Genomic DNA, 14536 nt, shown 5'->3' on the forward strand with positions numbered 1-14536 from the left:
CCGTCATCCTAGTGGCCTGTGACGTCACGGCTGGCGTCCGTGATGACGGATAGATGGCCACGCCGACCTAAAACGTGCACCGAAGCGGGGTCCGGCTCAGGCAGCACCTCGTCCTCGAGCATTCCCACCTCCCGCACCGCTGCCGCCAGCGCCATCAGATCATCGGCTGGTGGGTCTGGGGCTGGATTGTCGATACCGGGCAAGCGGATGACTTCCCACCCCACCGGCGCCGAGAGCGCTTCGGCGTGTTCGGCACACATGTCGTAGGCACCGGGTTCATGGCTAGGCCCCAAAGGCCCGACAACTGCAGTGCGCTCGGCATAGACGTAGGTCAGCGTCGCGACCGCTGGTCGGGAACATCCGGGGCGAATGCACTCTCTCACCCAGGGCACGGTACGCCACACACTGATAGTCACACAGTTGCCACGCGGACACCGCAGAGACCATCGGTGCCCCGGTACACCACACACCCGCTCTTCGTCGCACTACGTGCCCAACCGCAATACAGTGGCGGCATGTCCAAGCGTCGCAACCGTCATAGTCGTGGCCAGCGCGGGCCCGTCGTCTTGTCTCGCTCCTACGGCGGACGCATCGACCGCGTTGATCCCACCCACGCCGAGTTTTTCACGGCCTGTCTGACGCAGGCCGTTCAGCAAGTACACATGTCGTGCCCGGGGATCCTTGACAACGTTGTCGTCGGGGCTGAGGATGTCCCGACCATGCCAGACTGGACGGAGGGGCGGGTACCGCTGTCCTCTGCCGTCGACGGTAGCGAGCACTCCCCCGCCAAAATTGTCATCTATCGACGACCCCTCGAGTTAAGGACGGCCAGTAGGCGCGGATTAGCCATCCTCGTTCATCGCACTCTCGTCGAACAGCTCTCAGCGCTGACTGGCACCCCAGTAGAGACAATCGATCCCAGCATCGACGATTGAGGCCGTCAGCGCAGCTGAGGATCAACGTCAACACTGCGACCGTTCGTCATGGCCGCCACAGCCTCCAAGGGAAGAACGGCCAAACCGCTGGCAGATATGACCCCACCAATGAGCGGAGCCGACCCCACAATGTGCAAGTGGCCAGCTGCTGGAACCTTCCCCGACCAGGTGGACCCAGCCGGAACCGTGCCCTCGATCGCCGTCTTCTCCCCGTGAGTGCCTGTCAGTTCGCCTGAAAAGGTGACGGCCTCCCGACCCGGGTTCGATAGTTCAAGGGTCCCCGCTGTCCCTACAGTTTGCTCCAGGACCTTGCTCGACCCTCCCGGACTGACCAAGGCATTATCGGTGGTGCCAGGCTTACCCTGAACGAATAACCGAGCAATAACCGGATCATCAGCGGATAAACGTAGCCCGACACCTTCCCCTGCTAAAGCCTTAGACAGGTCTACTTGGACAGTGGATCGGGGGTCAATATCGATCTCGTCGGCACCGTCAGGGGTGAAGGGGCCACGCCCAGCCAGCGCTGTCACCGACACACTCAACCGTCTCGTGCCGGGATTCGAAATGATAAGGGTTGCAGTCGACACCTTGGCAGGGACAGCTGGCAAAAACAGCGTCTTGGCTGCCTGAGTCATCGCGCTCGTATCGTGGCCCTGACCTGCCCACATACGAGCACCAACGACGACTCGTCCCTCTCGGGCGTTAACAAGAGCGGTCACCGGGGTGGCGCCGTTATCCCACACCGACATCGGCAACACCTTGGTCTGTCCCGGAGAAACACGAATCCCTCGCATCCCGGCGGTAACAATTTCTCCCTTCGGCCCCAACATAGTGACGTCGACGGTGGCTGCCCGGATGTCCGAGTTGACCACCACAAGGTCCGAAGTGGAAGGGTTCGTGACACTGACCGCTCCTCCCGTGGCTGCGCCAATACACGGCACCCACGTCGTCATGCCACCTTCTGAAGATAGAGCCGAGCCAGAGGGCCGACGCTGCCCGGCCGTAGACCGGATATAACCTGCTGAAGTATCCACGTTGGTCATTACAGGAACCGACGCTTCAGACAGCTTCTCGACCGAAGTGCCGACTTGTAGGCTTCCACCCGAGGACCCGGCAGCGAGGCTGGCCTTCCCCTGGGAAGGAGGGCACACCAGGGTACGTCCTGAAGAGATGGGCTGAACCTTAGCGGCAGAACGCTGCATAGGCGGAATCACTGAAGTGGCCAACGACATTGCGATCGCCACGATGGCCAAGGTCACTGCCCACACCGGCCCCTTCCAGTAGCGTCCGGCCTTCTTATCGGGTTCCGTCAGCTCATCGCAGCTATCTTCGCCGGATGCCGGCACCTGAGCCATAGCGCGGGCAGCATGAGGCGTCGGCTGGTCGCTGACATTTTCAGAACCGGCCGCGCGACGCGCTGGGATCGCGCCCTCCTCCACGAATCGAACCTCAGGAATCTCCTCGGGCTCCTCGTCATCCGCGAGGGCGCGACGGGGACGATCGCTCATGACTCCTCCTGACGACGGCGTGGCTTACGCGACAGGGATCGGCGGGGGGCGGCGATGCGGTTGCGCTGAGCAGCCTGAGGCCCAGCAACCACCAACAAGATGAGAAGGGCAACCAGCTCGATGGCACCGGCCCACCTCTGGGTCGGCATCGACCAGGTCAGATCACCACGGGCCGAGCCAACCTGGTACGACTCTCCGATTCCGTGCCGCACCGCCGGACTCAGCCGCGTGCCCCCTACCTCGACCCTCCACCGATGATCACGGGGCTCGAGTATTGTCACGGTTCCTGATTCGGTTACCTTCCCGGCGACAGGAACTTGGCCGCTGCCACGACTACTAAGCAAGGCCCGTGAAGGATGCCCATCGACGGTCCAGACCGTCGTCGTGGGATCCGTATTCGCGGCAGCCAAACCTGAGGCATTACCCACCTGGGACACGACATCGGCCCCTGCACCACGAAGCCAGAGATGACCGATTCCCAGGTCAGACAGACGATCAGCCAGGTCGTCTGGGACAGCTCCGGTCGCCACCGCACGGGCAAGATCAGCAGCCGAGTCAGCAATGCGGCTGTCCGAAGAAATAGTCGGACGCTCACCGCTGCCCCAGCTCGGATTATTGGAGTCGACGAGGTTCCAGTGGGCGCTGCCGCTATGCACATTCACCATAAGAGTACGGGTGTGACGAGCCGAATCCTCGACTGCTGTGACATAGGCCGGGCGCGTGGCAGCAGTGGTGGACATCGGGCCGCGAGCGCCCCCCACAAGCCACCAGACGCCACTGGCGGCCACAGATATCGTCAACACCCACGGCAACCATCGGTTACCGATGCCAACAAGCAGCTGGCCAAGGGTCGGGGATTCGTCGGCGGGAAGATGATCCGCTTCGGCACGCTGCAACATGGCCGGCTGGCGGGCAGCTGCCACAAGTATGAGGAGCACCCCGGCGCCTACCAACTGCCACGGTTCGATAGCCGGATGCACCTGCACATTCCAGACGGTGACCAAGGTGCGCGACGCCACACCCGTGAGGACAAGGCACACCAGATAGACGATGGTGAGGGCCAGCACTCGACCGCGGGGATGACCGGTCAGGGATCCGATGGATGCCGAGCGATCGATGACTAGACGCCAGACCGCCCACAGCGCAGCAATCCACAACGGAGCCATCGCGATCACGGTAAACACGGTAGGAGCAGTACCGGGGACAATCGCGCGGCCTACTAGCAGCCATAGCCCGGCACGCGTCTCTACAGCCGGACTAAGCACAGGCTCAGCCCCGGTCGCCATGCGCCCAGGCTCGGTTATCAGCCGAGGAATCCACGGCGAAATGACCAGTAGCGGCCCTAATACAACTATGCTGCCGAGCAGCAGACGTCGAGGTCGGGTCATGAGGATGCCGACGGCCACCGCGACCGGGTATACCCACAATGCAGGAACAAGGCTGATAGCTAGGGCTGACCACAGAGCCAGGCCGCCTGCCGAGGAAACGCCCCCCACCTGGTGACTGCCAGTATCAGCACCGCGCAGCTCAACGACGTCAACAGTCTCGGGATTGACCAACCGCCACGTATGCAGGGCCATGTGGGGGAGAATCACCCCCAACGCCAATGCTGTCACCGAGCCTCGGGCTAGGCCGCCGGTGAGGACAGGAAGCATGCCCCAGAAGCTCGCGAGCAGCACCGTCGTCGTGCCAAGGCCAACCACCCGGCGGAACAATCGATGTGCCGACATCGCCGTGAGCAGCGGGGTTACGACGAGCAGGATACGGACCAGAACTTCCGGCTCCCCAATTGTCAACACCGAGCCGAAAGCTGGCCACGCCAACCAGGGGGCGTTCCCTCCAGACAATCCAGGAACAGCGGTCAACCAGCGATGCCACGCTCCAGCCAGACCACATGGCGCCGGCGCGAGCCAGGTCGACGTCGCTCTACCAGAGCCGTAGAGACCACGGCAGGCAACGATCCCGATTACCACCATAAGGCTGACCATGACGGTGTACGGATTGACGACAGAACGGTGGTCGCGGACGGTGAAGTCGTCGCCAGTGAGATCGTCGATCGTCGTTCCATCCTCATTGCGCCACGGGTGGATCCGATCAGACAGATCCCCGGCGTAACGGTCAACTGCCCGAGCCCAGACACTGCGTCGGCTGGGTAGGAGACGGTTGGTGTTCTCAAGGTCGTCAGGATCGCACTGCGCATGGAAGTCCTGCAGGCGCTGCGTCATCTCGCGGGTAACCGAGCGTGACCGCCACAACTGCAGGCCGGACCGCCACTCGTCGACCGCACGCGAGGGGGCCTTACCCACCATAAGGACGAGAAAACGCCACACGCTAGCCACCAGGAGAGCCAGACTCGTGCGGGTGGGATGACCGGTCCGGGCTGCAACCATTCGCATCCCCGCGAGACGGTCGGTGACATCCGGGCGGGGAGCCAAATGCGACTCTCGCTGCCACCCTCGGCCCGCCTGACGGTGATGAATAGTACAACTCGGCGCAGTGCGAACCACCATGCCCGCTTCATTGGCACGCCAGCCAAAATCCACGCCGTCACGGAAAAGGGGAAGCGCCGGGTCGAAACCACCCAGGCGCCGCCACACGTCCACCCGAACGAACATGCCAGCCGTCGAGCCACCCAAGATCGGACCCGGATCAGCCTGCTTCTGGTCAATATCTCCGCGATCGACGACCGGCAGAACACGAGCACCGCCGGTACTGACGCTCTGTCCTTGCTCATCAATAAACTCCGGGTAGTTATGCCGGGCCGGTTTAAGCAATGTGGGATACAAGACGTCAGGGTGAGGCTTGCGCGAAGCCTCCCGCAGCATGCACGTCAATGAGTCACGACGCACCTCAACGTCGTCGTGCAGGATCCAGATATGGGTGACACCGTCAGAAAGTCGATCGATCGCTAGGTTAATGCCCTCACCAGGGGTGGTGTCCGCGCTAGCCGTCACGCACTCGTCCAACAATCCTTCGTCCACAGCAGCCACGAGCAAGTCGGAAGAACCATCCGTAGAGCCGAGGTCGACGGCAATCTGCACTGCCGCGCGCTCTCCACTACGCCGCAATGCGTTGAGGGCTCGCGGCAACCAGCCGGCCGCCTGGTGAACGAGGAGAATCGCTGCGACCTGGTCGACTGTGATGTCGGGGTCTACCGGTTTGCGTTGCTCGTGTGCCCACGCCCAATCCTCCGGATCAATGCGCGTCGACGGGATGACAGGGATAGTCCAGTCGGTCAACCCCTCCGCAGTGCGGGGAGCATCACTGCGGTCACACTGGTGACTCTCGCCGGGTCCGGTCTCCGCAGAGTACTTCTCGTCACTCACCTAGCAGGCCACCTGTTCGTCGACGTCATGGAGCACGGGATGCACACCACGTCTGCGATCATCGCATATGCCGCATCGTGCAGACAGCCATCCCGGGCAGACAGGGCATTTTACCGGGCCGTGTCAATAACCGCGCTCCGACGTCAGGTCACGCCCGCTTGCGCAGCCGACGCCTCTCCATCTCGGACAATCCGCCCCAGATTCCGAACCTCTCGTCATTCGCAAGGGCGTACTCCAAGCACTCCTGGCGGACCTCACAGGACTCACAGATGCGCTTGGCCTCACGGGTGGATCCACCCTTTTCAGGGAAGAATGCCTCCGGATCAGTCTGGGCACATAATGCCTTGTCATGCCACTCTGGCTCGTCGTCACCGCCTCCGGCAAGCAAGGTTAAAATCTCGTCCATGGGGGAAGCTCCTCGAGATCAGACGCGGCGAGTTCCGCGCCGATACACAAACTACACGCGTGAGATTCACTGCGCGACTTTGTCGCGCGGAAAACCCGCAATAACCGGCGTGTCGCGCCAGCAAACGTGGTCGATTCGTGGCCTCAGCACAGACCGCACTCAGACAAGCTCCATGACTACGCCTGGCCGTCCGGCTCGTCGCGTGAAGGGCCCGACGCCTCCGTCGTCCAGCCGCCGCCTGCATCATTCTGATCCCACGATGATGCCCCCGCGCCACTCGCAGCATCCCCGGCCCTAGTCCACACTGCGCCGACCCCGGCTGGCCAACTAACTTCATCGCCGTGAGCCGGGCCCTCGGCTTCATCGGCGACGACGGAGCGGTCAGCAGACCCATCCTGGACGGCCTCAGGTTCTGCGGGGTCCTCATTGTCCTGGACTGAAGCTGCCTCGGGCCGCGTCAACACCAATAAGACCCAAGCAGCGAGGGCTTTAATGGCGATCGCCAAAAGATCACCAAATAGTCCCAAGGCAGCCCCAAAGGCCCCGCCGGGGCCGTGAATTGGTGACAATAGGGCGAGAACGAGGTCACATCCCGCTGCGACGGCAACAACACAGGCAGATACCTTGCCAAGCAATTCAGCATGCGGCGTCGCCGGATGGATAAACCGGCACACCAAAACTGCCGCCAGCAGCAACAAAATCATGCCAATTCCCAGCGAGCTTCCAGACAGGCTGCGAGCCATACCGAAGAGCCCACTGCGATCGTGAGTTAGCATCTTGACCACACGCACAACAAAAGCGACAAGGAAACCAACGCTGACAACGATGACTGTCCACGCAAGTGGCTCACGAATTTCTCGGGCGTTGCTCACGCGTATCGCGCTCCCACCCGGGCAGCAACCTCGGCCACCACAGCCTTAACCTGCTGCGATTGAGACATCGGCACCACCAGGGTGGCGCGATCAGTGCTCACGACGGCCATGTCATGCAAGCCTGCGACGGCTAAGACAGCGTCAGGACGGTCATTGATCAACAAGTTTCCGGCTGAGTCAACCGATACCGTCAAACCGCTCACGTTGTTGCCCATCCCATCACTAGGTAAGTGGGGGGCCAGCGCCTCGTAAGAGCCGACGTCGTACCACTGGATCTCCAACGGAATAGCTGCAACATGAACACCACATCCGCCGTGAGATGCCGGTTCCATGACCGCGATGTCGACCGAGACTTTCTCCATGCACGGGTAAACCTCAGCTAGTCGGGACGGATCCGCGACCAACTCGTCGACGTGATGACGGGTCTGGGGCTTGAGTTGAGATAAGCAGTCCAATAGGGTCGCAGCCCGCCACACAAACATGCCGGAATTCCACCAGTACTCACCGGAATCCAGATACTGACGAGCCACCTCAGCGCTGGGCTTCTCAACGAATTCCAGTACCTGGTGAGCACGCGAACCAGGCCTTAGCCGGCCACCCCGATGCAGGTATCCGAATCCGGTATTGGGCTCGGTGGGGACAACACCGAAAGTCACTAAAGCGGTGGGGTCAGTATTGGCGAGATCAAAACCGTGCTGGAGGGCGGCCCGAAAATCATCGACAGGACGAATAATGTGGTCAGCTGTGACGACAGCCATGACGCCATCGGGGTCGCGGTCGGCGATAATTCCCGCCGGCCATGCCACGGCGCTGAGGGAGTCACGCCCCACCGGCTCGCCCAGAATATTCTCGGCGGGAACTTCTGGCAACAGCTTGGCGACGGTATCGGCATACGAGGAACCCGTGCACACCAAAATGTTGGCGTCGGGCACCAGCCCAGCGACTCGTTCGTAGGCCATCCGAAGCAAACTGACCCCGTCAATAAGTTCCAATAATTGCTTGGGCTCTCCCTGGTGAGACAACGGCCACAGGCGAGTACCGGATCCTCCGGCCAGGATGAGGATGTGCTGCATGTCTACAGAGTATCCGGCCGCGACAACGCAACCGCGTTAGACGCACCACAGCGTCTTATCCTTCACAATGGGTGCCATGGTTTCCCTTACTCGGCCAACTCCAACCCGAAGCTCTGACCCCCTGACTGCCCTATGCCAGCGCAGTCAGAACGCAGGAGCATTGCCCCTACTGACGTGGTACCACGGCGCCGACCGCGGTGAGCTGTCAGCACGCACCTTGTTGACGTGGGTTACGAAGTCGGTTTACCTGCTCGATAGCGAGGGAGTCGAGCCCGGTGGTGTCTCCCGTCTTTCAGTATGCGGTGTGCGTCCCGGCCATTGGACAAGTTGCGTGTGGTTGCTGGCCTCGTGGTGGGCTGGACTACGAGTCGATCTGACTGGGCAAGAGGAAGCAGCACTAGAAGTCATTGGCCCGGACGTCGCCCCCGTCAACTCCCCCGATGTCCTCATCCAGTGCAGTCTTGCGCCCCTTGCTACTGCGTGCGAGACCCTGGTACCAGGGGCCATTGATAATGCCGATGTTCTTGCCGCCCCTGACGACCTTGTTGCAGCACGGCCTGCCGCCACCAATGCTGTGTAGCTCACAGGGCGCCAGGAATGGACCGGAGAACAACTTTTCAGCCTAGTGCCGCTAAGCCAACCAGTTTTGCTCTCTCCCGATCGGATTCGTCTCGGTGGCAGCGAACTCGTAGCCACCACCCTTACTAGTTGCCTCCTGGGTGGCGGGTCGTTAGTCCTCGTCGAGTCCACCGATGACCTGGCCACCATCGCAGCCCAGGAGGGTGCCGTCGACGTATGAGATCAGTCGTTTGCGCGATCACCTAAACCGACGAGAAATCCAGCTCCCCAGCTCATGTGCATAATCGCCAAGACGAGAGGCAGACGGGCTCGAACCCCGGGATCCAAGTCACGTTTCATGGCGGCCGACCCAACCCCGATGATGCTGGCATAGCCCAGCGGCGCCGCCCAGCCGATAAGCGGCCAGCGCTTCAGCGATGTGCCCTTAGCAGCATGAACGACCCCGATGAGACCGAGGATAGTTCCCGCCGTAATCCCCGTGACCGCGATAGGGGCAGCCACATATCGCAGACTCACCGAATCGCGATGGCGGCGCATGACCTCGCGACGCCACTGGCCAGTACGGAAAAACTGCTTCGCCAAGGCCTTGACGGTAGAGCGAGGCCGGTACGTCACTCGAAGATTGGGGCTGAACCACACCTCTCGTCCAGACTGACGCAATCGGTAGTTAAGCTCCCAGTCCTGAGCCCGGTCAAACTCCGGGCAGAAACCACCGACGGCTTCGAGATCAGCCTTGCGGAAAACGCCAAGAAAGACCGTTTCAGCCGGGCCCTCTGGCGCATCGCCCTGATGGAAAGCGCTGTTACCCAAACCCAACTTGGAGGTATAAGCCACCGCCACAGCCTGCTCGAAGGGAGTACGTCCCTTCGCGTCCATAATCCCACCGACATTGGCCGCGCCAATACGCTCCAACAATTCGACGGCGGTTGCGATGTATTCCGGGCCCAGCTCACCGTGAGCGTCGACGCGCACGATGATGTCGTACTGGGATACGGCCACACCAAGGTTCAGGGCCTTGGGAGTGGTCCCGTCGGGGTTGTCAATCACCCGAATGCGATCGTCTCGAACAGCCAGATCCTGAGCTATCTCAGCCGTGCGATCAGTGCTCGGGGCGATAGCGAGGATGATTTCCATCGGACCCGGGTAGCCCTGATTAAGGACTCCGGCAACCGACTCCTCGAGATATCTCTCCTCGTTCCTGACCGGTATGACAACACTGACCGGAGGCGCGAGGTATGACGACATGCAGGCTATTGTGCCAGGTCTGAATAGCCTTTTAATCCTTCGGCACACAGGACTCGCCCGATCAAGCCCGCGGATCTGAATGGACTTGCGACTACGGTGGAGTTCATGTCTTATCGAGGCACTGGGCGCAGGCCCCGCGACGAGCAATCTCGTCAGTCTGACCTGGACTGGCTATACGGGGTTGACGAAAACGACGCCACTCGTATCGATCCAGTGAACCCGCCGCGCGGCACGTCCGATAGGACGGGTCGTCCACGGACAGACCGGCGCCCCCAGCCCCGTCAAGGTGCACGTCGCTCCTCCTCCCAGCAATCCCCACAACCGCGACCCTCTCGGCGTCCTCCTGCTGAGCTGTACGGATCCGATGGCCAACGACGCCCACCGCGTCAGGCCCGACAGCGGCGGCAGGCCGCGAGTCACCCAGCGCCACGCGCACGTCGACGTCGGCATCCCTTCAAGGTCGTCATAGTGCTGTTGTTGGCATGGGTGGTGTGGCTCGTCGCGGTGCCGTCATATGCCCTAGGCCATACTGGAACGGTGGACGCCACTCCAGACGGACCACGAGGCGCAGATCACCCGGGCACCCTCGTACTGCTGGTCGGCACCGATGAGCGGCAGAATCTCACGCCCAGGCAACAGAAGCAATTGGGCACCGGCACCGAAGCCGGTCTGCGCACCGACACCATGCTGCTGCTCTACATGCCACCAGAAGGCAAGGATGTCCTCATCTCCCTGCCGCGAGATACGTTCCTGCGCATTCCCGGGCATCATCACAACAAGCTCAATGCTGCCTACTCGATGGGCGGAGCGAAGTTGCTCGTTCAGACAATTGAAAAGGCCACTAACCTGCGCATCAGCGGTTACGTCGAGATTGGATTCGGTGGGTTCGTCCAAATGGTCGACGCGGTCGGCGGGGTTCATGTAACCCTCAACAAGCCAATGGTCGACAAGGACTCTCACACGAACCTTCCTGCCGGCCCCCAGAACCTCGATGGGGTCCAGGCCCTCGGGTACGTGCGGATGCGTAAGGCCGACGCGGAAGGAGACCTAGGCCGCGTCAAAAGGCAGCAGCAGGTGGCCGCCCAGGTGGCCAAGAAGACCCTTAGCCCGTGGACCTTCATCAACCCGGTACGCTATTGGAAAGTGAATATGGCCGCGTCGAAAGCGGTAAAGCTCGGCACCGACACCTCAATCTTGACGGCCTTCAAGACGGCCCGAGGGCTTATGAAGGTCTCCGGAAACGACGGAATCAAGATGACCGTCCCCGTCTCGACCGCCTCGGCCTACACCTCAGCCGGATCGTCGGTGTTGTGGAACGACAACAAGGCCGCCCAATTGTGGGACGACCTGCGCAGCGGCGACACCTCAAAGGTAACCGAACTATCCTGATTCCCACCTCTGCGTAACCCTCCGGTTGGACAGCTCACAGCAGCCTCGCCGCACCCCAAGGCGATCGGATCGTCGTCATACGCCACGTGAGGCCACCCTGATGGCTAGCCCGAGAGTCACCGTCACATCGAGAACCTCCCCTAGGCGGGCACTACCGATAGTCACCCTTTTGAGAGCGTGATGCACACGTTTTCATCATGACTCTCTAAGGTTGGTGCCATGGTTGTCAATGCCGACACCGCACACAGGCTCGACGATGCTCTGACGAACCTTATTCCCTGGCACGGTCCGGTAGCTCCCCGAGCTCACCTGCATACCGACGCCCCCACCCTCGATTTGTCTGGAACCTGGCGGTTTCAGCTAGTCGACTCACCCCACGATGCACCGGCTGGCTTCCCCGATCCTCAGTTCGACGACACCGATTTCGTCGACCTCGCCGTGCCGTCCTCCTGGCACATGGTCGACCCAGCCGGAAACGCGCCCTTTGGCCGTCCGGCTTACCTCAACACCAACTACCCCATCCCGGTTCCCGCCTCAGACGAGGACATCGTCGTTCCCAATGAGAACCCCACCGGGTGCTACCGTCACACTTTCGAGGTCGGAAAAGAATTCACCGACGCCAAGCGAGTGCTGCTGCGCTTCGAGGGCGTCGATTCCTTTGCCCGTGTTTGGTTCAACGGGGTCGAACTAGGATGGACCAAGGGTTCGCGTCTCACCAGCGAGTTCGACGTCACGTCGCAGCTGCGTTCTGGCCGCAATGTGCTCGCTGTGGCCGTCAGCCAGTGGTCTGACGGTACATTCCTCGAAGACCAAGACATGTGGAGAATGTCAGGAATCTTCCGCGAGGTCACCTTGCTGGCTCGGCCTCATGGCGGCATTGACGACCTTTTCGTCCATGCCTCTTGGGACGGTGACGCCAAGCTCCTCATCGACGGGCCGGAGGGCGCAACCGTGGCCATCCCCGAGCTTGAGCTCGCCACCACCTGCAACACCGAAGTGGCGATCCCCGACGCGCAACCGTGGACCGCCGAAACCCCCAAGCTCTACGACGCCACGGTCTCCACCGATACCGAAACCGTCACTATAAGGATCGGATTCCGGAGTGTCGCCATTGCCGGAGATATCATCACCGTCAACGGAGAAAAAATCGTATTCCGTGGGGTTAACCGCCACGAATGGCATCCACGCACCGGGCGAACCCTCGATGAGCAGACGATGCGCGCTGACCTCGAGCTCATGAAGCGCCACGGCGTCAATGCCATTCGCACCTCGCACTACCCGCCGAATGTTCGTTTCCTCGATCTGTGCGATGAATATGGCGTCTGGGTCCTCCTTGAGTGTGACCTCGAGACCCATGGCTTCGAGAGGGGTGGCTGGGACGGCAACCCGACCAATGACGACCGCTGGTATGACTGCCTACTTAACCGCATTCAACGCACCGTCGAACGCGACAAGAATCATCCCGCCATCATCGGGTGGTCGATGGGCAACGAATCCCACTGTGGCGAAGGCATTCGTCTTATGAACGACTGGGTTAAGAATCGTGACCCATCCCGTTTCACCCACTACGAGGGGGACGACGCCCACGCCATCTGCGATGTATGGACGGTCATGTATCCGTCCATGGAGTGGGTCGAGGCCGTGCGGGACCGCACCGTCATGCCCGGGGCCGAGCCTGCTCCGCAGACGGGACGCGAGCTCGGGCTGCCCTTCTTCATGTGCGAGTTCGCCCATGCGATGGGTAATGGCCCCGGAGAACTCGACGCCTACGAGGAGCGCTGCTTCGACCCGCACTTCCACCGTGACCGCATGCATGGTGGATTCATCTGGGAGTGGATCGATCACGGCATCGACACTGGACGTGGCTATGCCTACGGGGGCGACTTCGGTGAGGTCCTGCACGATTCAAACTTCGTTTGTGATGGGCTCGTCCTGCCCGATCGCACTCCTTCCCCAGGCCTGCTGGAGTTTACGGCGACGATGGGGGCGGTGCGCATCGAGGTCGACAGCGAGCAACTGCGCGATGGCAACGGCATCACCGTGATCAACCGACGTGATTTCTCAGACCTATCCGACCTCACATTCGTGTGGCAGCTCATTGACGACGACGAGTACGTCCAGACAGGAGTTCTCGAGGTCGGCGCCCTGGCCGCCCACCAAATCTGGACTGGGACCGTGCCACTTCCTGACGAGATCTCCGATCGGATGGTTGTCGTCGTGGAAGCGAAGCTGGTGAGGGACACCATCTGGGCACCGGCCGGTCACGTTGTAGCCCGGACATCAGCTCTGCTGGTTCCCAAGCCGGGCCCCCGCCTCTATCTTCCGGCATCGTCACAGCCGCATCGTGACGGTACTGGCTGGAGTCTCGGACCAGCACACTTTGACCGTCGTGGTCGCCTCGTGACATGGGGTAACGCGAACCTCGTCGCTCCTGTTCTTGACCTCTTCCGTGCCCCCATTGACAACGATCGGGCAAGTTCACTGGCCCGCAACGCTATTGGTGACGCAGCACTCGCAGCTGGTCTCGACCGACTCGTCCACACCACGACGTCGGTGCGCGACGAGGGCGATGAGTTGGTCGTCGTTACTCGCAGCGCTGCTGCCGCCGCACGCAATTCCATGACGACAACGTGGAGTTGGCGCGCCATCCAGACCAATGATGGTTCCGAAGGGGTGCACCTTGACCTCCACGTCGATCCGCACGGATACTGGCCGACCATGCTCGGTCGCATTGGCGTGACAATCGGCCTGCCCGCAGAATGGACCACCGTTTCATGGTTTGGCCTCGGGCCGACCGAGAACTATCCCGATTCTCAGCACGCCGCCATCTGGGGACGCTGGAATGGAGAGGTGGATGACCTGCAAACCCCCTATGTCATGCCCCAGGAGAACGGCCTTCGCCAGGGAGTCCACGAACTGACGATCAGCGGTTCGAACGGCGGCCTGCGGATCACTGCAGACGGTAGCTGGCCGGCATTCGCGGCCCGGCCGTGGACTTCACAGGCCTTGCTGACTGCCGCCCATACCTGGGACCTGAAGCCCGACGGGCACACCTGGCTTACCTTGGACGCCGTGTCAGCCCCGCTTGGATCGACGTCCTGCGGCCCGATGCCGATCATGTCTCACCGACTGTATGCCCAACCGGTTGACCTGTCACTAACCCTGTCGCTGATCTAATGGCCGGGTCGTAGCTGGCCCAATCC

The 14536-nt window shown here is 61.6% G+C and carries 11 protein-coding genes and 1 pseudogene; 4 read left to right on the forward strand and 8 right to left on the reverse strand.

All coding sequences use genetic code 11. The features are described from left to right. Nucleotides 1-8 precede the first annotated feature (8 nt). The gene (locus tag LRP59_RS08730) at nucleotides 9-392 is read right to left on the reverse strand and encodes a DUF3499 domain-containing protein (RefSeq protein ID WP_009640107.1); all 384 of its coding nucleotides are present in this window, start codon (nucleotides 390-392) and stop codon (nucleotides 9-11) included. Nucleotides 393-515: 123 nt separating this feature from the next. Here LRP59_RS08730 and LRP59_RS08735 point away from each other — a divergent pair, with 123 nt between their 5' ends. Then, nucleotides 516-935, forward strand: a complete 420-nt coding sequence (locus tag LRP59_RS08735; RefSeq protein WP_002514690.1) for a metallopeptidase family protein — start codon at nucleotides 516-518, stop codon at nucleotides 933-935. Nucleotides 936-940: 5 nt separating this feature from the next. Here the strand turns inward: LRP59_RS08735 and LRP59_RS08740 are convergent, their stop codons facing one another. The 5 genes from LRP59_RS08740 to LRP59_RS08760 form a co-directional block, all read right to left on the reverse strand. Beyond that, nucleotides 941-2443 carry a DUF5719 family protein gene (locus tag LRP59_RS08740; RefSeq protein WP_002514691.1) on the reverse strand — a complete coding sequence of 501 codons (1503 nt, stop codon included), beginning with the start codon at nucleotides 2441-2443 and terminating at the stop codon, nucleotides 941-943. Further along, entirely contained in the window at nucleotides 2440-5769 is a 3330-nt protein-coding gene (locus tag LRP59_RS08745; RefSeq protein WP_002514692.1) for a glycosyltransferase family 2 protein, read from the reverse strand. Before LRP59_RS08745 ends, LRP59_RS08740 begins: the two co-directional genes overlap by 4 nt. A gap of 148 nt (nucleotides 5770-5917) precedes the next feature. Continuing rightward, nucleotides 5918-6175, reverse strand: a complete 258-nt coding sequence (locus tag LRP59_RS08750; protein ID WP_002514693.1) for a WhiB family transcriptional regulator — start codon at nucleotides 6173-6175, stop codon at nucleotides 5918-5920. Between the two features lie 176 nt (nucleotides 6176-6351). Beyond that, the gene (locus LRP59_RS08755) at nucleotides 6352-7047 is read right to left on the reverse strand and encodes a hypothetical protein (RefSeq protein ID WP_002514694.1); all 696 of its coding nucleotides are present in this window, start codon (nucleotides 7045-7047) and stop codon (nucleotides 6352-6354) included. After that, nucleotides 7044-8120 (reverse strand): mannose-1-phosphate guanylyltransferase, encoded by a 1077-nt coding sequence (locus LRP59_RS08760; protein ID WP_002514695.1) that lies wholly within the window; start codon nucleotides 8118-8120, stop codon nucleotides 7044-7046. The genes LRP59_RS08755 and LRP59_RS08760 overlap by 4 nt, the downstream gene beginning before the upstream one ends. 67 nt (nucleotides 8121-8187) lie before the next feature. Here LRP59_RS08760 and LRP59_RS08765 point away from each other — a divergent pair. After that, a pseudogene (locus LRP59_RS08765) lies at nucleotides 8188-8919 on the forward strand (TIGR03089 family protein). A gap of 2 nt (nucleotides 8920-8921) precedes the next feature. Here the strand turns inward: LRP59_RS08765 and LRP59_RS08775 are convergent. Together LRP59_RS08775 and LRP59_RS08780 are read right to left on the reverse strand one after the other, a co-directional pair. Beyond that, complete coding sequence (locus LRP59_RS08775) at nucleotides 8922-9944, reverse strand: glycosyltransferase family 2 protein (RefSeq protein WP_148378553.1); 1023 nt, start codon at nucleotides 9942-9944, stop codon at nucleotides 8922-8924. Nucleotides 9945-10047: 103 nt separating this feature from the next. Continuing rightward, a complete protein-coding gene (locus LRP59_RS08780; protein ID WP_002524865.1) occupies nucleotides 10048-10380 on the reverse strand; it encodes a hypothetical protein in 333 nt (110 codons plus the stop codon). A gap of 32 nt (nucleotides 10381-10412) precedes the next feature. Here LRP59_RS08780 and LRP59_RS08785 point away from each other — a divergent pair, with 32 nt between their 5' ends. After that, nucleotides 10413-11333 carry an LCP family protein gene (locus LRP59_RS08785; RefSeq protein WP_002522151.1) on the forward strand — a complete coding sequence of 307 codons (921 nt, stop codon included), beginning with the start codon at nucleotides 10413-10415 and terminating at the stop codon, nucleotides 11331-11333. A gap of 219 nt (nucleotides 11334-11552) precedes the next feature. After that, nucleotides 11553-14510: a glycoside hydrolase family 2 TIM barrel-domain containing protein gene (locus LRP59_RS08790; protein WP_148378555.1), complete on the forward strand. Its 2958-nt coding sequence runs from the start codon at nucleotides 11553-11555 to the stop codon at nucleotides 14508-14510. Nucleotides 14511-14536 lie beyond the last annotated feature (26 nt).

It is taken from the genome of Cutibacterium sp. 37298, from assembly GCF_023838685.1.
Classification (GTDB): domain Bacteria; phylum Actinomycetota; class Actinomycetes; order Propionibacteriales; family Propionibacteriaceae; genus Cutibacterium; species Cutibacterium acnes.